The organism is Streptomyces sp. NPDC102441, assembly GCF_044765585.1.
Classification (GTDB): Bacteria; Actinomycetota; Actinomycetes; order Streptomycetales; family Streptomycetaceae; genus Streptomyces.
On record NZ_JBIWKH010000007.1, the window covers coordinates 29879 to 55193 of the forward strand.

Annotated in this window: 26 protein-coding genes and 1 riboswitch; of the genes, 10 read left to right on the forward strand and 16 right to left on the reverse strand. The window is 68.1% G+C overall.

What is annotated here, in order from left to right; all coding sequences use genetic code 11:
• Positions 1–208: 208 nt before the first annotated feature.
• The gene (locus ACIREO_RS16580; RefSeq protein WP_404110066.1) at positions 209–2122 is read left to right on the forward strand and encodes an AAA family ATPase; all 1914 of its coding nucleotides are present in this window, start codon (positions 209–211) and stop codon (positions 2120–2122) included.
• A 45-nt stretch (positions 2123–2167) separates the two neighbouring features.
• Here ACIREO_RS16580 and ACIREO_RS16585 read toward each other — a convergent pair whose 3' ends face one another.
• The 13 genes from ACIREO_RS16585 to ACIREO_RS16645 form a co-directional block, all read right to left on the reverse strand.
• Positions 2168–3253, reverse strand: a complete 1086-nt coding sequence (locus tag ACIREO_RS16585; protein WP_404110068.1) for a hemolysin family protein — start codon at positions 3251–3253, stop codon at positions 2168–2170.
• A complete protein-coding gene (locus ACIREO_RS16590; RefSeq protein WP_404110070.1) occupies positions 3250–4617 on the reverse strand; it encodes a hemolysin family protein in 1368 nt (455 codons plus the stop codon). Before ACIREO_RS16590 ends, ACIREO_RS16585 begins: the two co-directional genes overlap by 4 nt.
• A gap of 187 nt (positions 4618–4804) precedes the next feature.
• Entirely contained in the window at positions 4805–5284 is a 480-nt protein-coding gene (locus tag ACIREO_RS16595; RefSeq protein WP_404110073.1) for a PH domain-containing protein, read from the reverse strand.
• 40 nt (positions 5285–5324) lie between these two features.
• Positions 5325–6173, reverse strand: a complete 849-nt coding sequence (hisG, locus tag ACIREO_RS16600; RefSeq protein ID WP_404110076.1) for an ATP phosphoribosyltransferase — start codon at positions 6171–6173, stop codon at positions 5325–5327.
• Between the two features lie 64 nt (positions 6174–6237).
• Entirely contained in the window at positions 6238–6510 is a 273-nt protein-coding gene (locus ACIREO_RS16605; protein ID WP_328539883.1) for a phosphoribosyl-ATP diphosphatase, read from the reverse strand.
• A 35-nt stretch (positions 6511–6545) separates the two neighbouring features.
• Positions 6546–7031, reverse strand: a complete 486-nt coding sequence (gene ribH, locus ACIREO_RS16610) for a 6,7-dimethyl-8-ribityllumazine synthase (RefSeq protein WP_404110081.1) — start codon at positions 7029–7031, stop codon at positions 6546–6548.
• A gap of 58 nt (positions 7032–7089) precedes the next feature.
• The gene (locus tag ACIREO_RS16615; RefSeq protein ID WP_404110084.1) at positions 7090–8376 is read right to left on the reverse strand and encodes a bifunctional 3,4-dihydroxy-2-butanone-4-phosphate synthase/GTP cyclohydrolase II; all 1287 of its coding nucleotides are present in this window, start codon (positions 8374–8376) and stop codon (positions 7090–7092) included.
• The gene (locus tag ACIREO_RS16620) at positions 8373–9017 is read right to left on the reverse strand and encodes a nicotinamide riboside transporter PnuC (protein WP_404110087.1); all 645 of its coding nucleotides are present in this window, start codon (positions 9015–9017) and stop codon (positions 8373–8375) included. Before ACIREO_RS16620 ends, ACIREO_RS16615 begins: the two co-directional genes overlap by 4 nt.
• A complete protein-coding gene (locus ACIREO_RS16625; protein WP_404110090.1) occupies positions 9014–9634 on the reverse strand; it encodes a riboflavin synthase in 621 nt (206 codons plus the stop codon). The genes ACIREO_RS16620 and ACIREO_RS16625 overlap by 4 nt, the downstream gene beginning before the upstream one ends.
• A complete protein-coding gene (gene ribD / locus ACIREO_RS16630) occupies positions 9635–10735 on the reverse strand; it encodes a bifunctional diaminohydroxyphosphoribosylaminopyrimidine deaminase/5-amino-6-(5-phosphoribosylamino)uracil reductase RibD (protein WP_404110093.1) in 1101 nt (366 codons plus the stop codon).
• Between the two features lie 162 nt (positions 10736–10897).
• Positions 10898–11028: riboswitch (FMN riboswitch) on the reverse strand.
• Positions 11029–11207: 179 nt separating this feature from the next.
• Positions 11208–11405 carry a DUF397 domain-containing protein gene (locus ACIREO_RS16635; protein WP_404110096.1) on the reverse strand — a complete coding sequence of 66 codons (198 nt, stop codon included), beginning with the start codon at positions 11403–11405 and terminating at the stop codon, positions 11208–11210.
• Positions 11402–12268 (reverse strand): helix-turn-helix domain-containing protein, encoded by an 867-nt coding sequence (locus ACIREO_RS16640; protein ID WP_404110099.1) that lies wholly within the window; start codon positions 12266–12268, stop codon positions 11402–11404. Before ACIREO_RS16640 ends, ACIREO_RS16635 begins: the two co-directional genes overlap by 4 nt.
• A gap of 455 nt (positions 12269–12723) precedes the next feature.
• Complete coding sequence (locus ACIREO_RS16645) at positions 12724–13080, reverse strand: hypothetical protein (protein ID WP_404110102.1); 357 nt, start codon at positions 13078–13080, stop codon at positions 12724–12726.
• 184 nt (positions 13081–13264) lie between these two features.
• Between ACIREO_RS16645 and ACIREO_RS16650 the strand changes: the two genes are divergently transcribed.
• Positions 13265–13735: a hypothetical protein gene (locus tag ACIREO_RS16650; RefSeq protein WP_404110104.1), complete on the forward strand. Its 471-nt coding sequence runs from the start codon at positions 13265–13267 to the stop codon at positions 13733–13735.
• Positions 13736–13745: 10 nt separating this feature from the next.
• On the opposite strand, the gene ACIREO_RS16655 is transcribed toward ACIREO_RS16650, so the two are convergent.
• Entirely contained in the window at positions 13746–14126 is a 381-nt protein-coding gene (locus ACIREO_RS16655) for a hypothetical protein (protein WP_404110106.1), read from the reverse strand.
• A 69-nt stretch (positions 14127–14195) separates the two neighbouring features.
• Between ACIREO_RS16655 and ACIREO_RS16660 the strand changes: the two genes are divergently transcribed.
• On the forward strand, positions 14196–14588 hold the full coding sequence (locus ACIREO_RS16660) for a helix-turn-helix domain-containing protein (protein ID WP_404110108.1): 393 nt from the start codon (positions 14196–14198) through the stop codon (positions 14586–14588).
• Between the two features lie 190 nt (positions 14589–14778).
• On the opposite strand, the gene ACIREO_RS16665 is transcribed toward ACIREO_RS16660, so the two are convergent.
• A complete protein-coding gene (locus ACIREO_RS16665) occupies positions 14779–15318 on the reverse strand; it encodes a hypothetical protein (protein WP_404110110.1) in 540 nt (179 codons plus the stop codon).
• Between the two features lie 649 nt (positions 15319–15967).
• Between ACIREO_RS16665 and ACIREO_RS16670 the strand changes: the two genes are divergently transcribed.
• The 7 genes from ACIREO_RS16670 (at position 15968) to ACIREO_RS16700 (ending at position 23933) form a co-directional block, all read left to right on the forward strand.
• On the forward strand, positions 15968–16465 hold the full coding sequence (locus ACIREO_RS16670; RefSeq protein ID WP_404110111.1) for a hypothetical protein: 498 nt from the start codon (positions 15968–15970) through the stop codon (positions 16463–16465).
• Between the two features lie 104 nt (positions 16466–16569).
• Positions 16570–16980, forward strand: coding sequence for a VOC family protein (locus tag ACIREO_RS16675; protein WP_404110114.1), 411 nt, complete (start codon positions 16570–16572; stop codon positions 16978–16980).
• A 158-nt stretch (positions 16981–17138) separates the two neighbouring features.
• On the forward strand, positions 17139–17633 hold the full coding sequence (locus ACIREO_RS16680) for an ATP-binding protein (protein WP_404110116.1): 495 nt from the start codon (positions 17139–17141) through the stop codon (positions 17631–17633).
• A 48-nt stretch (positions 17634–17681) separates the two neighbouring features.
• Positions 17682–18176: an SseB family protein gene (locus ACIREO_RS16685; protein ID WP_404111052.1), complete on the forward strand. Its 495-nt coding sequence runs from the start codon at positions 17682–17684 to the stop codon at positions 18174–18176.
• Entirely contained in the window at positions 18173–18820 is a 648-nt protein-coding gene (locus tag ACIREO_RS16690; RefSeq protein WP_404110119.1) for a hypothetical protein, read from the forward strand. Before ACIREO_RS16685 ends, ACIREO_RS16690 begins: the two co-directional genes overlap by 4 nt.
• A complete protein-coding gene (locus tag ACIREO_RS16695; RefSeq protein WP_404110121.1) occupies positions 18820–23454 on the forward strand; it encodes a putative T7SS-secreted protein in 4635 nt (1544 codons plus the stop codon). Before ACIREO_RS16690 ends, ACIREO_RS16695 begins: the two co-directional genes overlap by 1 nt.
• Positions 23451–23933: a hypothetical protein gene (locus ACIREO_RS16700; RefSeq protein WP_404110124.1), complete on the forward strand. Its 483-nt coding sequence runs from the start codon at positions 23451–23453 to the stop codon at positions 23931–23933. Before ACIREO_RS16695 ends, ACIREO_RS16700 begins: the two co-directional genes overlap by 4 nt.
• Positions 23934–24045: 112 nt before the next feature.
• On the opposite strand, the gene ACIREO_RS16705 is transcribed toward ACIREO_RS16700, so the two are convergent.
• A complete protein-coding gene (locus tag ACIREO_RS16705; RefSeq protein WP_404110126.1) occupies positions 24046–25245 on the reverse strand; it encodes an ROK family transcriptional regulator in 1200 nt (399 codons plus the stop codon).
• Between the last annotated feature and the right edge of the window lie 70 nt (positions 25246–25315).

Consider the following 25315-nt stretch of genomic DNA (forward strand, 5'->3'; position numbering starts at 1 on the left):
CCCTCCCGCCCCGCCGGACCGGGCCCTTCGCTCACCCTCGGTCACTGCCGCCGAAGCGCCGGTTACGCACTTAACCGCTCACTCCCCGTACAGGTACGATGCGTCTCGGTTGTGGTCAATTCCCGTCCGCAGCACGGTGATTAGGGGCGCCGAGCTGGGCATACTGTGCGGGCGGGACATTCTGGGGGCACGGTTTGTGGGGGACCTGATGGACATCGGCACGCCGGGCACGCAGGCCCCGGCCGACCTTGCCTGGCTGCGTGGCGTGGACGCCTACACCATGGGCGCGTACCCACAGGCCGAGGAGGAATTCAGAGCGGCGGTGCGTTTCGATCCCGGCATGGCGGACGGCTGGCTCGGGCTGCACGCGCTGCGGATCGACACCACCACGGCGTTGTTACGCATGTACCGCCATCGCGACCGCTTCGGCGAGCAGCGCACCCGCCATCGCCGCACGCTCAACTCGTGGTACTGGCTGGGGTGGTGGGTGCAGCCGGTGCTGGAGAGCCCGCGCGACCTGCTCCTCGCGCACGCCTCGCACTGGCTCGACGGCCGCCATGTGCCGGAGCTGGACCGGGCGTTGGCCGGACTCCCGCCGGTCGACGCCGATCCCCAGGTGCGTTTCCTGCACGCCTGCCGCTCCTATCTGGTCAAGGACTGGGACCAGCTGGTCCGCACCACGGAGCAGCTCATCGATGATCCGCTGCTCGGCATCGAGGCGGGGCTCTTCGGCGGGATGGCGCGGGTGCGCCTGGAGATGTACGGGCAGGCGGAGCCCCTGCTGTCCGCCGCGCTGATGCGCTGTCGCAGCGAACAGCCGCAGCGCAAGGAGCTGCGCTACTGGCTGGCGCGCGCCCATGAGGGCACCGGCCGCAGTGCGGCGGCCCTGCCGCTGTACAGGGCCGTGCACCGCGTGGACCCGGCCTTCATGGACACCTCGGCCAGGCTGGCGGCCATCTCCGAGGGGGACGGTTACGACGAGGCCGCCGATCTCGCCGCGGTCTCGCTGGCAGGCTTCGGTTCGGACGGCACGGGCCTGGAGGGCCGGACCGACGGCGACACGGCGCTCGGCACCGACCTGGTGGACGGCCGGGAGCCCTGGCTCGGCGGCGACCGGGACCCGCAGGCCCTGCCCGGTGCCGTGGTGCCACCGTCCCGGTCCGGCGGCGCCGGGGCGCGGGAGAAGCCGGAAGCGCCGCGCGCCGCCTCGTTCCCCGCGGGGCCCAGCGATCCGGTGATGCTCGCCGAGGCGCTGGCGGAGCTCGAGCGCATGGTCGGACTCGAACCGGTGAAACGCCAGGTCAAGGCTCTTTCCGCCCAGCTGAACATGGCGCGTCTGCGCGCGGAGCAGGGCCTGCCCGTGCAGCCGCCGAAGCGTCACTTCGTCTTCTCCGGGCCGTCGGGGACGGGCAAGACCACGGTCGCCCGCATCCTGGGCCGGGTGTTCTACGCCCTCGGGCTCCTCGGCGGCGATCATCTGGTGGAGGCCCAACGGTCCGACCTGGTGGGCGAGTTCCTCGGACAGACGGCGGTGAAGGCCAACGAGCTGATCGATTCGGCACTCGGCGGGGTGCTGTTCGTGGACGAGGCATACAGCCTCTCCAACTCCGGTTACAGCAAGGGCGACGCGTACGGCGACGAGGCCCTGCAGGTCCTCCTCAAGCGGGCCGAGGACAACAGGGACCATCTGGTGGTGATCCTCGCCGGCTATCCGGAGGGCATGGACCGGCTGCTCTCCACCAACCCGGGGCTCTCGTCGCGCTTCACCACGCGTGTCGGCTTCCCGAGCTACCGCCCTCTCGAACTCACCGCGATCGGCAAGGTGCTGGCCGCCGAGAACGGCGACGTGTGGGACGAGGAGTCGCTCGACGAGCTGCGCAGCATCAGCGGGCATGTGGTCGACCAGGCCTGGATCGACGAGCTGGGCAACGGCCGTTTCCTGCGCACCCTGTACGAGAAGAGCTGCGCCTACCGTGATCTGCGGCTGTCCGGTTACACCGTCACACCGACCCGGGACGATCTGGCCACGCTGCGGCTGCCGGATCTGATGCAGGCGTACGGCGAGGTGCTGTCGGGGCGTGGTCCGGTGGACCGGGGGAAGCCGGAACCCGGAGCCCTGTGAAACAGCCGCCGGGCGGCCCTCGCGGGGGCCGCCCGGCGGCGGGGATCAGCCCAGAGGCGCCATGGCCTTCGGCACCTCCACGGTGCGGCGGGGCACCGAGACACGGTGGGCCGGGTCACGGACCTCGCCCACGAGCATCTCCAGGACGTCCTCCATGGCGACCAGGCCGAGCACCTTGCCCGACGCGTCGGCGACCTGGGCGAGATGCGTGGCCGCGCGGCGCATGACCGTCAGGGCGTCGTCCAGGGGGAGCTCCGCCCGTACGGTGGCCATCGGGCGCCAGATCTGCTGCGGGACGGCCCGCTCGCCGTCCTCCAGCTCCAGGACATCCTTGACGTGCAGATAGCCCATGAAGGGGCCGCCGCCCTCCGCGCGGACGGGGAAGCGCGAGTAGCCGGTCCGTACGGTCAGCTCCTCGACGCGGCGGGGGGTGACGGAGGGGTCCACCGTCACCAGGGTCGCCCGGTCGAGCAGCACATCGGTGACAGGCCTGCTGCCCAGTTCGAGGGCGTCCCCGAGGCGTTCCTGCGCCTCCGGTTCGAGCAGGCCGGCCATGCCGGCGTCCTCCACCAGCCGGTTGAGCTGCTCACTGGTGAAGACGGCCTCCACCTCGTCCTTCGGCTCGACGTTGAAGAGCCGCAGCACGAGCGTGGCGCAGGCCCCGAGCGCGGAGGTGACGGGCCGGCAGATCCGGGCGAAGCCGACCAGACCGGGGCTCAGCCACATCGCGGTCCTCTCGGGCGCGGCCATCGCCAGGTTCTTCGGGACCATCTCGCCGATGACGAGATGGAGGAAGACCACCGAGACGAGGGCCACCGCGAAGCCGAGCGGATGGACGAGCCCTTCGGGCACGTGCGCCGCGTGGAAGACCGGCTCCAGCAGATGGGCGACGGTCGGCTCCGCGACGGCGCCGAGCGTGAGGGAGCAGATGGTGATGCCGAACTGCGCGGCGGCCATCATCTGCGGCAGGTTCTCCAGGCCGTGCAGGACCTGTCTGGCCCGGCTGGACCCGCCTGCCGCGAGGGGTTCGACCTGACTGCGCCGTACGGAGACGAGCGCGAACTCCGCGCCGACGAAGAAACCGTTCGTCAGCACGAGAAGACCGGCGAAGAGCAGCTGTACGAGGCTCATCGCACGGCCTCCAGCAGGTCCTGGGTGAGCTGTTCCGCCGGAGCCGGCGGTATGTCCGTCAGCCGGACGAAGCGGACCTGCTCGGCACGGTAGTGGCCGACCTGGCGGACGGAGATCCGCCAGCCGGGGAGTTCGGCCCTGTCACCGGGGGCCGGGATGCGTCCCAGCAGATCGGCGACCAGCCCGGCCACGGTCTCGTACGGCCCTTCGGGTACGTCGAGGCCTATCCCCCGCAGGGTCAGCACCCGGGTGCTGCCCTCCACGTCCCAGCCCGCCCGTCCGTCGTCGGCGACCACGGGTGTCAGCTCGGGACGGTCGGCGCCCTCCACGTCGTGCTCGTCCCTGACCTCGCCGACGAGTTCCTCGATGATGTCCTCGAGGGTGACGACACCGGCGGTGCCGCCGTACTCGTCGACCACGACGGCGATCGGCTGCTCGCTGCGCAGCCGCTGGAGCAGCTGTTCGACGGGCAGGGTCTCCGGCACCAGGAGCGGTGCCACGGCGATCCGGCTCACCGGGGTGCGCAGCCGGTCCTGGGAGGGGACGGCCAGGGCGTCCTTGAGGTGGACCATGCCGACGACCTCGTCGATACGGTCCTGGTAGACGGGGAAGCGGGACAGGCCGGTGGCCCGCGTGAGGTTGAGGACGTCGGCCGCGGTCGCCGACGTCTGCAGCGCGCTGACCTTCACCCGCGGGGTCATGACGTGCTGCGCGGTGAGTCCGGCGAGGGACAGGGTCCGCACGAAGAGATCGGCGGTGTCCTGCTCCAGGGTGCCGGCCTCGGCGGAGTGCCGGGCCAGGGAGACGAGCTCGCCCGGGGTCCTGGCGGAGGCCAGTTCCTCGGTGGGCTCGACTCCCAGCAGCCTGACCAGCCGGTTGGCGACGGTGTTCAGGGCGGTGATCACCGGCCGCAGGAGGGTGGAGAAGCGGTGCTGGGGCCCGGCGACGAACCGGGCGACCTGGAGCGGCCGTGAGACCGCCCAGTTCTTGGGCACGAGCTCGCCGATCACCATCTGGACCGCGGAGGCGAACAGCATGCCGATCACGACGCTCACCCCGGGTACGGCCCCTGTGGGCAGTCCGGTGGCGGTGAGCGGTCCGGCGAGCAGCTGGGCGAGCGCCGGTTCGGCGAGCATGCCGACGACCAGCGAGGTGATGGTGATGCCGAGCTGGGTGCCGGAGAGCTGGAAGGAGAGTTCACGCAGGGCGGCGACGACGGTACGGGCCCGGCGGTCGCCTTCGGCGGCGGCGCGTTCGGCGTCCGGCCGTTCCACCGTGACGAGCCCGAATTCGGCTGCCACGAAGAACCCGTTGGCGAGGATGAGAAGGAATGCCGCGAGAAGCAGCAACAGGGGGGTGGTCATGCCGCCGCCTCCGGGGAGAGGGCGGCGCAGGTACTACCGGACGATCCGTCCATTGCTGGAGGGAGTCACTCCTTGGGTCGCAGGAAGGTGCCCCGCGGCCACGAGGGCCTTCTGGTGCGGGGCGGGGCGCACCCGGTGCGCCACCGGTCCCAGAATAATCGGGATCGGGGCGTACGGGGCAGGGGGCTCAGCCGTTCTGAGTGGCGTCGTTCACTCCGCTGCCGTGGAATTCGGCGAGAGCGCGGAGTGTGCGGGCGTCGCTGATGGCTCTTCCTCTGGCGATTCCGGGCTGAATGCCCAGTGCGGGCATGCTGGTTCCGTCGCTGAGATCGAGGAAGACCCATGGGTCACCGGCGCGCAGATTGACGCGGAGGATCTCGGCCCAGGCCAGTTGGCGGGTACGGGTGATGTTGACCACCGTGATCCCCGTCGCGTCGGCGGTGATGCGTGGCCTGCTCAGCAGGGCGAGGACGCCGAAGAAGAGCAGAGCGACGAAGACGAAGCTGGTCCGCTCCCCCGCGCTGAGATTGTCCAGGGTCATCGCGACGACGGTGATGACGACGAACATCGCCGCCCCCACGGCCAGCAGGACCACCCGGGTGAGGGTGGGCCTGAAGGTGGCCGGAAGAGCGGGGAGTTCGGGCGGCCGGGGCACGGGGGCGGACATGGCGGCGCTGTCGTCCTTCTGTGTGCTGGTGTGCCGGCCGTCAGAGGCGGCAGGCGTGGATGGCCGTCGTGAGGATGGCGCGCGCACCGAGCTCGTACAGGTCGTCCATGATCCGCTGGGCCTCCTTGGACGCGACCATGGAGCGGACGGCGACCCAGCCCTCGTGGTGCAGCGGGGAGATGGTCGGCGACTCCAGCCCCGGGGTGAGGGCGACGGCCCGCTCCAGGTGCTCGACACGGCAGTCGTAGTCCATCATCACGTAGGTGCGGGCGACCAGGACGCCCTGCAGCCGGCGCAGGAACTGCTGCACCTTGGGGTCGTCCGCGTCGGCACCCTTACGCCGGATCACGACGGCTTCCGACTTCATGATCGGCTCGCCGATTACCTCGAGTCCGGCGTTGCGCAGGCTGGTGCCGGTCTCGACGACGTCGGCGATGACCTGGGCGACACCGAGCTCGATGGCGGTCTCGACCGCGCCGTCGAGGTGGACGACGGAGGCCTTGACGCCTGCGTCGGCCAGGTGCGCCGCGACGATGCCCTCGTAGGACGTCGCGATCGTCATGCCGTCGAAGTCCTTGGGGCCGGTGGCCGTGCCGGGCTTGGTGGCGTACCGGAACGTCGAGCGCGCGAAGCCGAGCTGGAGGATCTCCTCGGACTCGGCACCGGAGTCCAGCAGCAGGTCACGGCCGGTGATGCCGATGTCGAGCCGGCCGGAGCTGACGTAGATCGCGATGTCCCTGGGCCGCAGGTAGAAGAACTCGACCTCGTTGGTCGGGTCGACCAGGACGAGCTCCTTCGACTCCTTGCGCTGCTGGTAGCCGGCCTCATGGAGCATCGCCATCGCAGGCCCGGAGAGTGAACCCTTGTTGGGGACGGCGATGCGCAGCATGAGGTCGGGTTTCCTTTGTGCGGAGGGATGTACGGAAGGGTGTTCGGCTACGTGCGAGGCCGGCTCAGAGGTGGGCGTAGACGTCGTCGAGGGAGATCCCGCGGGCGACCATCATCACCTGGACGTGGTAGAGCAGCTGCGAGATCTCCTCGGCGGCGGCTTCCTTGCCCTCGTATTCGGCGGCCATCCAGACCTCGGCGGCCTCCTCGACGACCTTCTTGCCGATGGCATGGACGCCCTTGCCCACCAGCTCGGCGGTGCGGGAGGTGGAGGGGTCGCCGTCGGCGGCCTTGAGCTGGAGCTCGGAGAAGAGCTCTTCGAAGGTTTTGTTGGCCATGATGGTCCTTAGAATACGGGGTCCCGGTGCGCTGCTCAGCGCCAGGGTTCGCTGACGGTGCGCAGTGTGGCGGCGGTGGCCACGGCGGCGGTGACCGCTTCGTGCCCCTTGTCCTCGTTGGAGCCGTCGAGCCCGGCCCGGTCCAGGGCCTGTGCCTCGTCGTCACAGGTGAGCACGCCGAATCCGACGGGGACTCCGGTGTCGACGGTGACCTGGGTGAGGCCGTTGGTCACGCCCTGGGACACGTATTCGAAGTGGGGAGTGCCACCTCGGATGATCACCCCGAGGGCGACGATCGCGTCGTAACCGCGGCCGGCGAGGACCTTGGCCACCACCGGGAGCTCGAAGCTGCCGGGCACCCTGAGCAGCGTGGGCTCGTCGATGCCCAGGTCGCTCAGGGCGCGCAGGGCCCCGTCGACGAGCCCGTCCATGACCTTCTCGTGCCACTGGGCCGCGATGACCGCCACCCGGAGGTCTCCGCAGTTGCGTACGGACAGTTCGGGTGCGCCCTTGCCGCTCATGTCTCTCCTGTGCGTGTTCGTCGGTGCTTGCATGGGCCGGCGGTCGCCGGCCCGCTCTCTACTGGTTGCCGCAGGCCGATGCCGGGGCGTCGAGCCAGGGCAGGTCGTGCCCCATCCGGTCCCGCTTGGTCCGCAGGTAGCGAAGGTTGTGCTCACCGGCCTGGACGGGCATGGGCTCACGCCCGGTGATCTTGAGCCCGTGCCGCACGAGCGCGGCGGTCTTGTCCGGGTTGTTCGTCATGAGCCGCAGGCTGTGCACGCCGAGGTCGCGCAGGATCTGGGCACCCGCCGCGTAGTCCCGGGCGTCGGCGGGCAGCCCGAGCTCGAGGTTGGCGTCCAGGGTGTCGGAGCCGCGCTCCTGGAGTTCGTACGCGCGCAGCTTGGACAGCAGCCCGATGCCACGGCCCTCGTGCCCCCGCAGGTAGACGACGACCCCGCGGCCCTCTGCGGTGACGCGTTCCATGGAGGTGTGCAGCTGGGGGCCGCAGTCGCAGCGCTGGGACCCGAAGATGTCACCGGTCAGGCATTCGGAGTGGACCCGGACGAGGACGTCCTGGCCGTCGCCGATGTCGCCGTGGACGAGTGCGACATGCTCGACGCCGTCGACGACGGAGCGGTAGCCGTAGGCGGTGAACGGTCCGAAGGTGGTGGGCAGCCGGACCTCGGCCTCGCGGCGCACGGTGGGCTCGGAGCTGCGGCGGTAGGTGATCAGGTCCTCGATGGAGATGATCGTGAGGCCGTGCTTGCGTGCGAACGGCACGAGTTCCGGGAGCCGCAGCATCACCCCGTCCTCGCCCGCGATCTCGACGATGGCACCCGCCGGGCGCAGCCCGGCGAGCCTGGCCAGGTCGACGGCCGCCTCGGTGTGGCCGTCGCGGACGAGGACACCGCCGGACCGGGCGCGGAGCGGGAAGACGTGGCCGGGGCGCACGAAGTCACCGGGGCCGGCCTTGCCGCCCGCCAGCATCCGGAGCGTGGTGGCGCGGTCGGCGGCGGAGATCCCGGTGGTCACCCCGTGGTCCGCGGAGGCGTCGACGGAGACGGTGAAGGCCGTCTTCATCGACTCGGTGTTGTGCGTGACCATCTGCGGGAGTTCGAGCCGGTCCAGCTCGTCGTTCTCCATGGGCGCGCAGATCAGGCCACGGCACTCGCTCATCATGAACGCGATGATCTCGGGGGTCGCCTTCTCTGCGGCGATGACGAGGTCGCCCTCGTTCTCCCGGTCCTCGTCGTCGACGACCACGACGGGCCGGCCGGCCGCGATGTCACGGATCGCCTGCTCGACGGGGTCGAGCGAGAGGTCTTCGAGGGTGCGGTCGTGCAACCAGGTGGGCTGGGCAGTCATGCCGTGGCTCCTTCCAGAGCGGGTGTCCGCGTACGCAGCCACCAGTCGCGCATGCCCCACAGGACGAGGGCGCCGTAGACGACGTAGATGAGACCGGAGAAGGCGAGTCCGCTGTGGAAGTTGAGCGGTACGCCGACGAGGTCGACGAGCAGCCACGCGAACCAGAACTCGACCATGCCGCGAGCCTGGGCCAGCATCGCGACGAGCGTGCCGGCGAAGATGTACGCGTCCGCCCACGGGCTCCAGGAGAGCGAGGGGAACGCGGTGAAGAGGCCGCCGACCGCGAGGGTGCCGACGACGGCGCCGCCCAGCAGGTACGCGCGCTCGCGCCAGGTGGCGAAGCGTACGGCGATGGAGCCGTCCTGGGCCTGCTGCCTGCCGCGGGTCCACTGCTGCCAGCCCCAGACGGCGACGGCGACGACGATCAGCTGCTTGCCGACGCTGCCCGCCTGCTGCACGGAGACGTTGGCGGCGATCAGGACGACGCCGGACAGGAGCTGGGCGGGCCAGGTCCAGACCGAGCGGAGCCAGCCGAGGGCAAGGGCGATCAGGCCGATGGTGTTGCCGAGCATGTCCGACCAGATGATGTGCTGCCCGAAGGCCGTGAACGCCTCCGAGTTCAGCCAGTCCAGGGCGTTCATGCGACCGGCTCCCCTGATTCGGGCGCGGCGCCGTGGCCGAGCAGGCGTTCGACGTACTTCGCGAGGACGTCCACCTCGAGGTTGACCGGGTCGCCGGGCCCCTTGATACCGAGCGTGGTCAGCGCGAGGGTGGTGGGGATGAGGCTGATCGTGAAGTGGTCGGGGGCCGCGTCGACGACGGTCAGGCTCACGCCGTCGACCGTGATCGAGCCCTTCTCCACCACGTAACGGCTCAGGCCGGTGGGCAGGGAGATCTTGACGATCTCCCAGTTCTCGGAGACCCGTCGCTCGACGATGTGGCCCGTGCCGTCGACATGGCCCTGGACGATGTGCCCGCCGAGCCGGCCGCCGAGCGCCATGGGACGTTCCAGGTTGACCCGGGATCCGGTTGCCAGCGCGCCGAGGCTGGAGCGGTTCAGCGTCTCGGCCATGACGTCGGCGGTGAACTCGCTCTCCCCGAGGTCCACGACGGTGAGGCAGACGCCGTTGACGGCGATGGAGTCGCCGTGTTTGGCGCCCTCGGTCACGACGGGGCCGCGCAGTCGGAAGCGGGAGGCGTCGTCGAGCTTCTCGACGGCGGTGACCTCACCCAGTTCTTCGACAATTCCGGTGAACACTCAGTTTCCCTTCCGAGCAGGGACGGGGACGGCGGTGATGCGCAGATCGGGGCCGATACGGACGGTCTCGGTCACATCGAGGCGCAACGCCTGGGAGATGGTGGAGATTCCGGCGTCGGCGAGGGCCGCGGGGCCCGCGCCGAGGAGAACCGGGGCGAGATATCCGACGACGGTGTCGACCGCTCCCGCGGCGATGAAGGAGCCGGCCAGGACCGGCCCGCCTTCGAGGAGTACGGAACGGACGCCACGGCCGTGCAGGGCGGCGAGCAGCGCGTCGATGTCCAGGCCGGGCCCGGTGGCGGCGCGCGGGAGGCGCAGGACGGCGTCCTCGGGGAGGTGGCCGGCCTCGGCGTCGTCGGCGACCGCGATCAGGGTGGGCGCGGACGGGTCGAGGACCCGGGCTCCGGGCCGGACGGCGGTGGCGCCGGTGTCGACGACCACCCGGAGCGGCTGGGTGGCGCCCTGGATGCCGCGTACACCGAGCTGTGGGTCGTCGGCGCGGGCGGTGCCGGAGCCGACCACCACGGCGTCGGCCTCCGCGCGCAGGCGGTGGACGTCGGCGCGGGCCTCGGGCGAGGTGATCCAGCGGCTGGTGGCGTCGGCGGCGGCGATCCGCCCGTCCAGGGTCGACGCGTACTTCCACAGGACGTACGGGCGGCCGAGGCGGACCGACGTGAGCCAGGCGGCGTTGCCGGCCTCCGCCTCGTCGGCGAGGAGGCCCTGTTCCACCTGGACGCCTGCGGCGCGCAGGGTGTCCGCACCACCGGTGGCCTGCGGGTTCGGGTCGCCGACCGCGTACACGACGCGGCGGACGCCCGCCTCGACGAGTGCCTGGGCACAGGGTCCGGTGCGCCCGGTGTGGTTACAGGGTTCGAGGGTGACGAGGGCGGTGCCGCCCCTGGCCCGCTCGCCGGCCTCGCGCAGGGCGTGGATCTCGGCGTGCGGCCCTCCGGCGCGCTGGTGGAAGCCTTCGCCGGCCTGTTCCCCGGCGGCGTCGAGAATGACGCATCCGACGACCGGATTCGGGCTGGTGGCGCCGAGTCCGCGGGCTGCGAGCGTGATCGCCCGCCGCATGGCGGTTCTTTCGGCTGCGGTGGCCACCGGGTCCTCCTGCCTCTTCGGGCACGGACTCCGGGGCCTGTCGATGACGACAGATGAAGCGGAACGCAACAGGGGAACGCCGAAACCGAAGACACGGATGTGTGGACGCCCCGGGACTTCCCGGAACACATCCGCCGACGGCGGCGTACCTGTGACGGCCCGCCGCGCACTGCCTCCCATCCGGACTTTCACCGTCGGTCCAGGAATCTCACCTGGTCAACCGGCCGCTGGATGCGGACGGGTCGCGGACTATAACCGCCGGTTCGGAATTACACCGACCCCGGAGTGCGCTGCTGCTGGTACAGAAGTCATTCTGCCACGTCTGGCAACGGTCCATACAGGTGACTTCTGTGGGACGGCTCACAGAGGCCGCCTGGCGGATGATCGCCGCGAGGAGAAGGTGACGAATAGGTTCCGCGCACACGGGGGCCCCGCACGCTGTGCCAGCGCGCGGGGCCCCCGTGTGGGTGACTCAGTTTGCGGCCAGCCCCAGGAATCCCGCCCACGCCCGAACCCCAACGGTCAGCATGGGGCCGTCGAGCTGCTTCGAGTCACGTACATGCACCGCACCAGGTGACTCAGCCACCTCAACACACTGCCCGCCTTCGGCACCGCTGTAGCTGCTCTTCGACCAGAGGAGTGCCGGCTCGGGGGCCATTGCGGTGTTCATAGTTCTCCCAGCAACTTCTCGACAAAACCCAGGGTCTCTCGCGGAGTGAGAGCCTGACTCCGGATGATTCCATAGCGTGCTGCGGCGAGCTGGGTCTCGTCTCGTTTTGTCAGCAGGTTGCTGCGCCCCTGCACCTCCATGTAGACGAACTGCTCCCCGCCCTTGCGCGTGATCACGGTGAACGGGCCATCCACTCCCGCGTTGTCCTCGCGATCCAGCGGCATGAGCTGTAGCTCCACGTTCCGCAGGGAGCCAAACACGAGAAGTTGCTCAAGCTGGCCACGCATGACCGCCTTGCCGCCGAGCCGCTTCCGCAGCGCGCCCTCCTCCACGACGAAGCTGAGCAGCGGCGCGGGCCAACGGCTGAGAATTTTCTGTCGTGCGAGGCGGGCAGCCACACGCTCCTCGATCGTCTCCTCGCCTAGGAGCGGTCGGCGCATCCCGAGCACAGCACGCATGTACTCCTCGGTTTGCAGCAGCCCGTTCACGATGTGGCTGTCGTACGCACATAGCTCAACCGCCTCGGCCTCCAGCCCCGCCATATCCCGGAAGAACGCCGGGTACTGCGACCGCACCAGCTCATCCTTCAGCGCCATCAGCAGCCCGCCGGCCTCCAGCAGCCGGTCCGCCTTGTCGACGAAATCCGGCTGCGGGATGCGCCGCCCCTGCTCGAACGAGGCCACCGACTGCGCCGCGTACCCCAGCCGCTTCCCGAACTCCACCCGGTCCAGCCCCGCCCGCCCCCGCAGCAACTTCAACTGCCGCCCGAACGCGACCGCCACGCCGTTCTCCGACTTACCCTCCGGCTGCGTCCCCGACGGGCTCACCGCCCCCGCACCCATGGCCGCCTCGTCCTGCGTCATCGCCACCGCCTGTCCCACGTACGTACACGCCTCGGCCCATCACGTACAACCAGCCTGCGAAGTACGGCTCTTCGAGGTTCCGTCACACCGACGGCACCGGCCCCGGAAGGCAGCGCCCGCCCCGGCTCGTCCCACTCGGGCACCGTAACGACCCACCCTCTCGCACGCACACCATTCCCGCCGCGTTCCATCGAAGGAGTGGCCCGACGCTCGGCACCCGAGAACCGAGCTTCGAGCGCCGGAATCACATCGTTCACTCGTTGGGATTACGCGGCCGGAGGGCCGGGTCCGACGCTTGAGCTTCGGGATTCGGGGGTCGGGACGCGAGGTCCGAGATCCGAGCGATGTTGTTCACCCGGTAGGTAAAAGAAGGGGTTTGGGAAAACCTCCCCACCCTCCCTGCCCCCGTCACGGCCAGCCGGTATGACTAAATGTGATCGGCTTGCGGCGCACCGTCACGCCTGCTTACGGTGCCCCCAACGAATCGACCCCGACACGGTGCGCAAACACCAGGCCGGGGTCCGTGACCTGACCCGCCTGCCCTGACCGGAGGCGTGTCCGTCCACTGCGAGGATGGCTGGGAACGAGTGGCGGTGAGCGGCACCGTCGCAACGCCCCTCAAACGACGCCGAATTCGTTGCCCTCGGAATCCTGAGCACGACCCGCGCCAGCGCATCCTGATCCAGCACGCGCTGCGGCTGCACGGCGGGGCTCCCGGTCAGCAGCATGATGGTGGGAGTGAGCGCACAACAGGCGATCACGGCCAGGGAGAGCGCGATGACGGTACGGGCGAAGCTGCGTTGATCAGTCACGCGGACAGCGCTATCCGGCTGTCCGTGCTCATACAACCCCCGGTGGTGACCCGTAGTCGCCTCTCGGTCCCTGCAAAACGACGAAGCCCGTGAGGGTGAGTCCGGGGTGGCACCGGCCGTGGAGGACCAGACCCGCACCGGCGGGCCGCCGCTCGCCCCTGCGCTTCCGCCTATCCTCTCCCCCGTGGACGCAGACCAGTGCCTGACCCCATTGATCGAAGCGGCCTGGGAGGAGCTGGAAGGCTCCGACGCGCGCAGCCGGCACCTCGGCCTCGATGCTATCGGCGACCTCCTGGAGACGGGCCGCCTGACGCAGGACGACGCCGAGCGCGCCGTGGAACGCCTCGTCATCGTTGCGCTCTCGGCCGAGGACCACGCGGTGCAGGAGTCGGCGCTGAACGCGATCTGTACCACCTCGACGCGCTACGAGCTCCCCTATGGGGTGGTGGAGCCACTCGCTGCCGGGGCGGACGGCTTCGAACCCCTCCTCCTCGCCTACATCCTGATCATCCTCGGCGGTACTCACGATCACGCCGCGCTGCCGATCATCGAGCGATTCCGCCACCACGATCACCCCGAAGTGCGCAGGGAAACAGCGGAGGCAGTGACGGAAGTGCGCGGGTACCGGAAGTCCGTCCAGGACAGGACTCCTTAGCTCCCGGAGCTCAGAGGCCGCCCAGCTCGGCAGCGAGGTCCGGATCGCGCATGCCGGGGAAGGCGTAGCCCTCGGTCTCGTCCCACGGGACGTCGAGGTCATCCATGTGCACGCGCCACCCCGCTCCCGGCAGAGCGCGGCGCAACTCGGTGACCGAGCCCAGCACATGGTCGAGCACCGGCAGTATCTTGCCGGGATCGAGCGGCATCTTGGTGGACCCGGCAACGACCTCGTCCGGTCGGCTGTCATCACTGTCGTACAGGTACAGGCTTTCCTGGTCCTCGTACGGGAAGGACGCCATGTGGGCCGCGACGATGCGCTCGACAGCGGCCGTCTCGGCATCCGTCAGCGGCGTGGCCCGGCTCGCACAGTAGTAGAGGGAGACGCTCATGCCCTGAGCGTACTGAGGAGGTATGACAGAGCCGCCCGGCAACGGACTGGCCTGTGGTGGGATGGTGCCGTGAGCCGCACCGTGGAAGAGACCAACCGCCGCATGCTCCGGGCGCGGGACGCGATGGACCGTGCGTACGCGCAGCCGCTGGACGTGCCGGCACTGGCCCGGATCGCCCACGTCTCCCCGGCCCACTTCGCCCGTACGTTCCGCGCCACCTTCGGCGAGACCCCACACCGCTATCTGCAACGGCGCCGGGTCGAGCGGGCGATGTTCCTGCTGCGGGAGAGCGACAGGAGCGTCACGGACATCTGTTACGAGATCGGCTTCGGCAGCACCGGAACCTTCAGCCGCACGTTCAGCGACATCGTCGGCCGGTCGCCGCGGACGTACCGCAAGGAAGCGGTGTCCACGGGCGTGCCCACCTGCTTCACCAAAGCGTGGACGCGGCCGAGTACCTGAGCGGGCCTGAGGGATGTCCCGTAATACCTGGCGGGCGCGCGACGTCAGCTACGGCACCTCGCTGCGTTGTCGGAACGCCCGAATACTCCCCCAGGCTTCGCCTGGGAGGTGCCCCCATCCGTATTCGGACGCCCCTCCGCCTTGCGATGCACCGCATCTGACGCCGCACGCTGATCCGCCGGGACAGCCCTTAGTACACGTGACACTTCGGTGCCTTGCGCTGAGCTTCGGAGGATATGGCGTTGTAGCCGAAGAGTTCGATTCGCTTGTCGTACAGGCTGTCGGTGTAGATGCGGCTCAACGAGTCGGATACTTCCACGCTTTGCCTGGTCACCCGGCGCTCGGTCCCTTCCCGGAGCTTCCCCAGGTCTGTGATGTTTGTGTCCAGCTGGGTGACGTAACGGTTCCTGGCATTGGCGAGGGAGGTGTGTGGCGGCACGGGCAGCTCTGCGATATTCCGTTTCATGTCAGTCATGATGTCAATTCTCTTTTTCATGTACCCCAGGACGTTTTTCTTGTACTTATCGAAGCCGTCGACAGGCTTCGGGTGGGCGACGTACTCGATAGGGTTCGTCGCCTCGCAGAACTTGTCCGCCCACGCGATACGCGCCGCCTCAGGATCGGCGCTCGACTTACTGGGCGCTGGTTTGGCGTCGGTCGCACTGGGGTCCCTGGCGCAGCCGAGGAGGGCGGCCAGGGACAGGAGGGCGATCACTGCGTGTCGGCGCATGGTGACCACTGTGAGCCGCACACGCGATCTCCGCGGGGTACTTCACGAACTCGGCACACCCGGAGCAGTGGACTGCCCGTTCGATCTGCGCAGCCAGCGAGAGCGTGTCCTGAGCGAACCCGGGCGGGGGCGGCGGCAGTACGTCCTCCTGGTGCACGGGCTCCCAGCGCTCGATCAGCCCGTCCTTCCACCCTGACGGCGAAGGCCACGGCACACCCCACTCGGCGATCCGGGCAGGCGTCCAGACTCCCTTAGGCGTCTCAGCGGCCTCGATACCGGCTCCGCGCGGGCCAGGGCGTCCCGGACGGAATACTTCACCCCTCCGATCCTGCGCCGTACCGGCTTGCCCCGTACCCCGGGCCCGGCGGTCAGCGGTCAGCGGTCAGCGGTCAGCGGTCACGCAGGCCTTCGACGACAGCCCCCAGAACTCAACACGGATCTTCTTGTTTCTGGGGCACTTCGGCCCGGTGTGCCCGTTCCGGCCCCAGGACGTCTCCACATGGCTTCCCACCCGGGACGCCCACTTGCAGCCGCCGGTCTTCTTCGTCCCGCCGGGGTCCCCCCGTAAGGGACACGACTGCACATTTCTTCATGACGTCTTTCTCGTCGTTTTTGGGTCCGGCTGGCGAGTCGTCGATAACCTGCACGCATGACTGAGCACCCGGGGCTCTTGCTTGCCCACCTCCGAGACGTCGGGGATGCCGAACGGAAGGGGAGCTTCAAGTACGGGAAGTACTGGGAGTGGACGAACACCTACGGGGTTCAGCCCATCGACGTCCCGCGCCCCCGGACCGGCATGACCCGAGCGAAGATCCAGTGCCTTGACTGCGGCGATATTGTGCCGATTGATGTCTTCTCAAACGAGAAAACACAGCGGGTGAGGCGGAACTGGCTGATCGTCAGCATCATCGGATGGACGCTGGTGATCCTCATATCACCCTACTCCCTTTACCGTTTCTTCGAGAGCGGCGAAGAGGACTTCCAATGGCTCATCACCTTCGCCATTTCCTTCGTCGGATTCATGACTCCCGCACTAACCGGCTACAGGAAGCGGCAGCAGGAAGAAGGGGTGCGGGTACACGATCCACAGGCTCGGTTCATGCAGGGACAGACCCATTCCGCCAGCGTGGGCACCACCTTGCACTAAGGACTTGCAGATCATTAACACGTCGTCTTGATCTTGTTGCCGGGCTCGTCGGCTGAGCAGTTTTGGATAAGTTCTCGCCGGGCCCGCCGACTAGCGTGATGCACATGTTCAACGCGATCACGCACTCACAGATCTACGTCCTCGACCAGGACCAGGCCCTCGACTTCTACGTCGGCAAGCTCGGCATGGAGGTCAACGCCGACGTCGACATGGGCTTCATGCGCTGGCTCACCGTAAACCTCCCCGGGCAGCCCGACCGCCAGGTCCTGCTGGAGAAGCCGGGTCCTCCGGCGATGTCCGAGGAAACGGCCGAACAGGTCCGCGAACTGCTGACGAAGGGCGCGCTGGGCAGCGCACTCATCCTCACCACGGACGACTGCCGCAAGACGCACGAGACGCTGCTGGCGCAGGGCGTGGAGTTCACCGACGAGCCGACGGAGCGTCCGTACGGCATCGACTGCGGCCTGCGCGACCCCTTCGGCAACCACCTCCGCTTCACCCAGCCGAAGGGCTGAGAACCAGAATCGGGAGCAGGGGCGGGGCGGGGGCACCCGAATGGGTCGCCGCCGACCTGCCCCTCCTGCGTACAGGCCCTGAGCACACCGCGTACATCCATGTCGCGACAGCGCGTCACCCCTGGTCGCGTTCAGCAACGGTGCGTCAGCGTTGAGGCATGACCAGCAAGCAACCGCCCCTCCCCGTACGCACCGCACGCACCGCCCGCGCCCACTTTCCCTGGCACGACTTCACGATGCGTTTCAGTCCCACCCCGCGCGGTGCCCGCCTCGCCCGCCGCCTGGCCGGCGAACGCCTCGACGCCTGGGGCATTCCGTACGGGAGCGACGCGCACGATGCGTTGCTGCTGACAGTGGCCGAGCTCAGCAGCAACGCAGTGCGCCACGGTCACGTGTCCGGCCGCGACTTCCGCCTCCGCCTCTCCGCCGAGGGCACGGCCATCCGCATCGAGGTCACCGACACCCGGGGCGAACGCCTCCCCGCCCCCACCGACCCGGCGTCGCCCGATCAGGAGGGCGGCCGCGGCCTCCTGTTGGTCGCGGCCCTCGCCGACCGCTGGGGCTGGTATGCCTGCGCGGACGGGCCGGGCAAGACGGTGTGGGCGGTCCTGGAAGTCTCCCCGTGCCCGAAGCAGCAGGATTCCAGCCAGTAGGCGACGTCACGTTGCACTCGAAAATCCGTGCGTGTGATGATCCTGCGCATGACCACGGGTGGGGACGGGATACCGGAACAGCAGCGCAGGCGGTCACGGCTGGCGGACCTGGATGATCTTTCAGGGCCACCCCCGGAGCAGACGCCGCCTGTGACGTCACTGGAGGCCGAACAGGACCAGGTGCGTACGGCCCGGCGAGAATTTGCAGTTCTGCTGGGTGAGTTCCGGCGGACGGCGGTGCTGGTTCCGCTGGATGAGGCCGGTGACCTGTGGTCTGCGGAGCAGAACGGTGTGCGGTGGATCTGTGCGTTCTCGGACGAGGAGGCGTTGGCCCGGTTCGCTCTGGCTCGTGGTGAGGCCGGGCGGGAGTGGACGTACCAGAGCGTGCTGGGCGCCAGGTTGCTGGATGTGATGGTGCCGATGCTGCCGGGTCCTGCGGGGGTTGCGCTGGATGCGGGCAGTACGGACGGGATGTTGTTCCCGCCGGTGGCGGGCATCGTGCCGGACGCGGTTGCGGTTGATCTCGGGGGGATGCAGCAGTGAGCGGGGAGAACGCGAATCTTCAGGTGCCGCCGGAGGCTCTGGCCGAGATCGCGAAGGGGATCGATCTGGCGCATGCGGAGCTGAAGGAGCTCGGATTCATCGGTGAGGCGTCGGTGGGCCGGGGGTTCTCGGACCTCGCCTTGTCGGGGCTGGAGCTGGGGCACGGCGGGCTGACGTCGGAGTTCGAGACGTTCTGCAACCGCTGGGAGTGGGGCGTGCGGGCCCTGACGCAGAAGGGGAACGGGTTCGCGCTGGGGGTGGGGCTGTCGGCGGGTTCCTTCGCGGAGCAGGAGCAGTACGTCAAGGACTCGATCAAGATCGGTGTGAATTCCGTGAACGGGAATCCGCATGCGTCCGAGGACGAGGTCAAGGACATGAGCTGGGACTCGGTCAGCCGGCAGTCTCCTTACGACGGGGCGGACTGGAGCTGGGACTCCATGACCGAGGCCAACGACGAAGTGGGCCAGACCTGGCGGGACACGATGTACGACGGCGAGGACGCGCTGCTCGACTCGTGGGAGAACTCCGGGTTCATCTCCCCGGAACGGCGCGCAGAGATGGACGAGACGCTGAAGGAGAAGCTGGATCCGTCCCAGGAGATTCTCGATCAGGCTGAGCAACCGCGGTGGGGGCAGGGCAACTGATGACGGACTGGGGGAAGTTCGCTGGGGACCTGTACGACGGTGCGGGCGATCTGGTCGACAAGGGCAAGAAGATCGTCGGCACGGGGATCGACAAGGGCACCGATGTGCTCGGGGCGGGCCTGGAGAAGGTCGGTGCCGATGAGTGGGCGGACAAGGTCGAGGACTGGGGCGATGAGACCGCCTCCTCCCTGGGCGCGGACGTCGGGGAGCAGCAGCTCGGTCAGAGCGAGGAAGCGGATGAGCTGATCCACGGCAGGCCGGAGAAGATCAGCGCTGCCGTGAAGAACCTCCGGGACTTCCAGAAGGCGTTCGACCTCGTCGGCGGCGGGATGAAGAAGCTCGACTCCGGTCACTGGAAGGGCGAGGCCGCCGACGCCTTCCGGGCAAAGTTCCAGACGCTGCCAACCGACTGGCTGCGTGCGGCGGACGCGTTCGAGGACGCGGCCAAGGCGTTGGAGACGTTCGCGGGGTCGGTCACCAGCGCGCAGACCAAGGCCGGTGAGGCGATCGCTCTCTTCAAGGAGGGCAAGCAGGACTACGAGACTGCGGCTGCTGCCTTCAAGGAGAAGGCGGAGTCGTACAACGCGGTCCGTAACACCGACCATCCGCTCCCGCACCCGGGAACGTTCTCCGACCCGGGCGCGGCCAAGCGCCTGCGCGCGCAGGAGATCCTCCAGGGTGCCCGGCGAGCGCGTAACGACGCTGCCGAGGCTGCCAAGGGTGCGATCACCGCCGCGATGGCGCACGCTCCGAAGGAACCGACCGGTATGGACCGGGCGAAGCAGGATCTCATCGACTACGGCGTCGGCCAGGGCATGGAGCTGGCCCATGTCGGCGGTGGTGTCATCAAGGGCACGGCGGGCCTGCTGAACTTCGTCCGCTCGGTCAACCCGACCGACCCGTACAACCTGACGCACCCGGCCGAGTACTACAAGGGCGTCAACATGACGCTCGCCGGCCTCGTGACCACCGTCACCAACCCCGACCGCGCGCTGAAGAACGCCTGGGACGCGGCCAAGGGCGACCCCTCCGAATTCGTCGGCCGACTCATTCCCGAACTGATCGGGACCAAGGGCGGGGGCTTCATCAAGGGCGGCCTGCGGGCCGGAATGAAGGACCTGGTCAAGAACCCCGAGGGCAGGAACCGGCAAGGACACGAGAACGCCCCCGACTCCAACGCCAACCAGTGCAGCAAGGTCAAGTGCGCCGGAGACCCCGTCGACATCGCGACCGGCCGCATGCTGCTCCCGCAGACGGACATCGTGCTGCCGGGATCACTGCCCCTCGTCTTCGAGCGCGTCTTCGACTCCTCGCACCGGGCCGGCCGCTGGTTCGGCACCGGCTGGTCGAGCACGGTCGACCAACGCCTGGAGATCGACGCGGAAGGCGTGGTCTTCAGCTGCAACGAGGGAAGCCTGCTCGCCTACCCGCACCCGGCACCCGGCGCCCCCGTCATGCCCACGCACGGCAGGCGCTGGCCCCTGGACCGCGTGAACGACGGCTACACCATCACCGACCCGGAAACCGGCCAGGTCCGGCACTTCGTCGATCAGCCCACCGGGGAGCTGGCACTCCTGGCCCAGATCGACGACCGCAACGGTCGCTGGATCGCTTTCGAGCACGACGAGGCAGGTGCTCCAACCTCGATCGTGCACCACGGCGGCTACCACCTGAAACTGACCACGCACGAAGGCAGAGTCACCGCCCTGCACCTGGCAGGCGCCGCACCCGACGGCACCGACCAGGAGATCCTCCGCTACGGCTACACCGACGGCCACCTCACCGAAGTCACCAACTCCTCCGGCAAGCCCCTACGCTTCGACTGCGACGAGCTGGGCCGCATCACGGCGTGGACGGACACCAACGGCAGCAGGTACGAGTACGTCTACGACGAACACGACCGCTGCGTGTACCAGAGCGGTACCAACGGCCACCTCAAAGCCCATTTCACCTGGGACGACACCGACCCCGCCACCGGCCTGGGCATGACGTCGATGACGGACAGCCTCGGCCACACCAGGCGATACATGATCAACGACCGCGCCCAGGTCGTCGCCGAGATCGACCCTCTGGGAGCGGTCACCCGCTACGAGCACGACCGCTACCACCGACTGCTGTCCGTCACAGACCCACTTGGACACACCACCCGCTCCACATTCGACGAGCACGGCCGTCTCATATCGGTGGTCCGACCGGACGGGCGGGAAATGACCGCCGCTTATAATGCTCTAGGACTGCCTGTACGCATCAAAAGCGCGGACGGCACGGTCACTCGCCAGACCTACGACGATTGCGGTAACCGTACGTCAGTCACCCTTCCGTCAGGCGTGACGACCTTCTACACACTCAATGAGGCCGGGCACCTCAACTCCATGACCGATACACTCGGACACCGCACAACGGTGCGATGCGACAAAGCTGGTCTGCCCGCCGAAATCGTGGACCCTCTGGGCGCAACGACGTGCTACGAGCGCGACGCTTACGGCCGCCCGTCCTCGATAACCGATGCCCTGACAGCTATCACTCGGTTCACCTGGGCCACGGAGGGGCAACTCACCCATCGTATAGACGCCGACGGCAGCGAACAGTTCTGGACCTACGATGGTGAAGGAAACTGCCTCACGCACACCGACCCTCTGGGAGGCGTCACCACCTTCGAGTACTCAGACTTCGACCTACTCGTGGCACGTACCGGACCGGATCGAGCACGGTACGAGTTTAGCTACGACCCGCTGCTCCAACTGACCGAAGTGACGAGCCCACAAGGGCTCCGCTGGAGCTACAGATACGATCCGGCCGGTCGCCTCGCCTGGGAGAGCGACTTCGACGGCAGGGTGCTCACTTACACCTACGATGCCGCGAGCCGCCTGGTCTCGCGTACCAATGGCGCCGGCCAGACCATCCGATTCGAACGCAACGAACTCGGGCAACTGCTTCGCAAGGATGCAGACGGAGCACTCACCCGCTACGAGTACGACTCCTTCGACCAGCTGGCCGTCGCATCAGGCCCGGACGCCGCTCTGTCCCGGATGCGAGATCGGTACGGGCGCTTGAAATACGAAGTCGTCAATGGGCAGCGTCTCACCTTCGAACACGATGCTCTCGGACGCCGAAGCGGTAGAACCACGCCCGGCGGAGCTGTCAGCACCTGGTCCTACGATGCAGCGGGCCGCCGCAGGGAGCTCACGACATCTGGCCGCATACTCACCTTCGAGCGGGATGCGGGAGGACGAGAAATAGCGAGGCACGTCGACACCGCAATCACGCTCAGACACAAATTTGACATCATGGGTCGGCTTACCGACCAGCATGTGGCGGGTGCCAATCGTACCGTTCAGCGCCGCGCCTACTCGTATCGCGCTGACGGCAACCTCCTTGGCATCGACGATCAGGCCCGCGGCACCCGGACCTTCGACCTGGATGTGCTCGGCCGAGTCACTGCCGTGCACGCTCCGGGCTGGACCGAGCGATACGCCTACGACTCAGCCGGTAACCAGACCAAGGCGGCCTGGCCTGCAGCGCACCCCGGACAGGAGGCAACGGGAGCACGCACGTACAGAGGTACACGCATCAACATGGCGGGGGATGTCCGCTACGAGTACGACGAACAGGGCCGGACCGTTCTCCGCCAGAGGCGGCGACTTTCACGGAAGCCGGAAACATGGCGGTATGAGTGGAGTGCCGAGGACCGACTCACCTCTGTGCGCACGCCGGACGGCACGAAATGGCGCTACTTGTATGACCCTCTTGGGCGTCGTATAGCCAAGCAGCGCCTCGCGGAGGACGGAAGTACCGTTCTTGAACAGACTTCCTTCGTTTGGGATGACGGAAACCTCTGCGAGCAACTGACCAGCGGGCGGGGGCTGCCAAATCCCGTAATGCTTACATGGGACCACGATGGCACACGTCCACTGGCCCAATCGGAACGTGTACTTTCGGAAGGGCCATCACAAGAGACCATCGATGAAAGATTCTTCTCCATCATCACGGACCTGGTCGGCAGCCCAAGCGAACTTATTGATGAGTCGGGAGAATTGGCTTGGCGGGCACGCGCAACACTGTGGGGCACGACCACCTGGACAATTTCGAGCAGGACCTACACACCACTCCGGTTTCCCGGTCAATATTTCGACCCTGAGACCGGCCTGCACTACAACATCCATAGGTACTACGACCCTGAAACTGCCCGTTACATAACAGTTGATCCCTTGGGCCTCGATCCAGCCCCCAACGCCCTGACATATGTGACGAACCCGCACACATGGACAGATCCGCTAGGGCTGAAGCCCTGCAAGATACGCGTATCTCCTGTGGCATCCGATTGGGCCACCAAAGGCGCCCATATTCACATTCCCCTAAAGAAAAAACCCGGCCTCGAAGACGAGGTTCACGTGTTCGTCGACGACAACGGCAACATTGCGGGCGCACCGATCAGGCTCGAACATGGGTGGGCCTCGGAAAAGAGTGTCCAGGAAGCTGTGGACGCCGTGAACACCGACCCAAAGCTCCGCGCCGACCTACTCGCCAAGGCCACGTCCGCCCGCGAGCATATGCTTGATAATAACTGGGGCAACAAGAAGAACCGGGCGGACGAAATGAAAGCTCTCATCGAAAAGCTGGAGGGGTGGCCGTGAGCGCCACTGGACTGATCGCCTCATTCATTGCAACGGGGCGCCTGTACGGGGTCGGCATCGGATCTACTCTCATCGAGCTTCAGCAGGCCATCGATTTTGATTTCGTGGACATTGTGGACGAAGACGGAGATTCGATGCGCCGCGACTACGGATTCATCGAGTTCTATCTGAATCTCGACCAGGACTGGAGGGTATCCGGGGGCTCTGTCGAGCTGCACAGGCTGGCCGTCCGTAGCGATACGGCCGACCGATGGTGCATAGCTATGCGGGATCGCTTCCCCCAATACCTGACATGGGACGAGTTGTACAACGAGTTTACCAATCTCCCGGACGCCCCCTCCCTACAGAATATCGATCAAGGTGATTTTCAGGAGTATCGCGCAGCAGAAACAAAGGTGTCCGTCCTGGTCAGCAATGATCACGAGGAACGCGATGAATGGCTAGGGCATGGCGACGTGTGGAGCGTCAGCCTCGGCTGACTGCACCACACGTCGACGGTCTCCGCGTACCGCCGCTCTGTAAGAGCCCGCACCCGAGCTGAGGAGTCGCCCCGGTCCTGCGCCGGACGTGTCCCGCGCCCGCCAGGCCGCCTCATCCCCCCGCGCCGAACAGCGCGTCCTGAGCCGCGTCACGCGCGGCGAACAGCGCGCCGCGCAGGACCGCGCCGCCGCCCAGTGTCCCGGCCCTGACCTCCGTACGCAGCGGTGACATCCGGGCCAGCCGCTCCTCCACCCGCGCGGCGAGCGCGTCGCCGCCGGCGCGGCCGATCTCTCCGGCCAGGACGAGGCAGCCGGGGTCGAGGACGGAGACGACGGAGGCGGCTCCCAGCGCGAGGCGGTCGGCGAGCGCCGAGAGGAAGGCCTCACCGTCCGCGGTGCCGGCGCGCAGCGCGGCCCGGACGGCGAACGCGGCGGCGGGGTCCTGTTCCTGCTCCCCGTCCGCCGTGGGTGCCCAGGACCTGATGCCGTGGTCCACGGCCAGCCGGCATACGGCGGCCGATCCCACCAGGGAGTGAAAGCCTCCGTCGCAGTTGACCGCCGAGGGGATTCCCGAGGTGCCGGGCACCGGGAGGAAACCGATCTCCCCCGCCCCACCGGACGCGCCGCGGCGCAGTTTCCCATCGAGCATCACGGCGGCACCGATGCCGTGGCCGAGCCAGAGCAGCACGAAGGTGTCGCGGTCCCGCGCGGCTCCGATGCGGTGTTCCGCGACGGCGGCGAGATTGGTCTCGTTCTCCACGAGGACGGTGGCGGGAAGCCGTCGCTGGAGCTCCCTGACCAGGCCCCCATGCCAGGCGGGCAGCCCGCCGGTGTTCCTGAGCTCACCGCTGACCGGGTCGATCAGGCCGGGGGCGCCGATGCCGACGCTGTGCAGCGGAGCGGTACCCGCCGAGCGGGCGGTCCGCTCCAGCATCGCCACGGCCCGCTCGACGGCGGGCCGTGCCCCGGTGTCGCCGCTGATCGGCAGGGTGGCCTCGGCGAGCGTGACGCCGAGCAGATCAGCGACGGCCACGGCGACGCTGTCCGTACGGACGTCCAGGGCGGCCAGGTGTGCGCGGTCGGCGACGATCCCGTACAGCCGGGCATTGGGTCCCCGGCGGTCGGAGCCGCTCTCCCCGACGACCCGGACCAGCCCGGCGTCCTGCAGCCGGTCCACCAGATCGGCGACCGTGGGGCGGGACAGGCCGGTCAGGCCCTTCAGCTGAGTGGCCGTCAGCGGGCCGTCCTGCTGGAGGAGTCGCAGGGCGAGCCGGTCGTTGATGGCCCGGGCGGTGCTCGGAGATGCGGGCATGCCGGGATCCTTCCAGATCACTGACGGGCCGAATATTGAGGTTATTTATCAGGCAGGGTTCCTGATAGTT